Genomic DNA, 698 nt, shown 5'->3' on the forward strand with positions numbered 1-698 from the left:
GCGCGCCCTGAGAGATTCGAACTCCCGGCCTTTTGATTCGTAGTCAAACGCTCTATCCAGCTGAGCTAAGGGCGCAAAATATTGGAGCGGAAGACGGGAATCGAACCCGCGACCCTCGCCTTGGCAAGGCGATGCTCTACCGCTGAGCCACTTCCGCAAATAAAGGATGCGCGTGGAGGGACTTGAACCCCCACGTCAAAGACGCTAGATCCTAAGTCTAGTGCGTCTGCCAATTCCGCCACACGCGCATATGATGGTGAGTCATGAAGGGCTCGAACCTTCGACACCCTGATTAAAAGTCAGGTGCTCTACCAACTGAGCTAATGACTCATAGAAAAACTGGTGGAGGATGATGGATTCGAACCACCGAACCCGTACGGGAGCAGATTTACAGTCTGATGCGTTTGGCCGCTTCGCTAATCCTCCAGGATTACATGGTGCCGGCGAGAGGACTTGAACCCCCAACCTACTGATTACAAGTCAGTTGCTCTACCAGTTGAGCTACACCGGCGTATTACATGGTGTTATAAATGGTGGCTCGGGACGGAATCGAACCGCCGACACGAGGATTTTCAGTCCTCTGCTCTACCGACTGAGCTACCGAGCCTTACTACATTAAAAAAAATGGCGGAACCGACGGGATTCGAACCCGCGATCTCCTGCGTGACAGGCAGGCATGTTAGGCCAACTACACCACG

At 53.3% G+C, this 698-nt stretch carries 7 tRNA genes; all 7 read right to left on the minus strand.

The annotated features are described in order from the left end of the window. Position 1 precedes the first annotated feature (1 nt). Positions 2–75 (minus strand) — tRNA-Arg (locus C161_RS27655). Between the two features lie 7 nt (positions 76–82). Next, a tRNA-Gly gene (locus C161_RS27660) sits at positions 83–157 on the minus strand. 10 nt (positions 158–167) lie between these two features. Beyond that, positions 168–248: transfer RNA gene (locus tag C161_RS27665), tRNA-Leu, on the minus strand. 6 nt (positions 249–254) lie between these two features. After that, positions 255–330: transfer RNA gene (locus tag C161_RS27670), tRNA-Lys, on the minus strand. A 10-nt stretch (positions 331–340) separates the two neighbouring features. Continuing rightward, positions 341–426 (minus strand) — tRNA-Tyr (locus C161_RS27675). 9 nt (positions 427–435) lie between these two features. Then, positions 436–511, minus strand: a tRNA-Thr gene (locus tag C161_RS27680). Between the two features lie 20 nt (positions 512–531). Further along, positions 532–607: transfer RNA gene (locus tag C161_RS27685), tRNA-Phe, on the minus strand. Between the last annotated feature and the right edge of the window lie 91 nt (positions 608–698).

The organism is Paenibacillus sp. FSL R5-192 (assembly GCF_000517845.1).
GTDB lineage: Bacteria > Bacillota > Bacilli > Paenibacillales > Paenibacillaceae > Paenibacillus > Paenibacillus amylolyticus.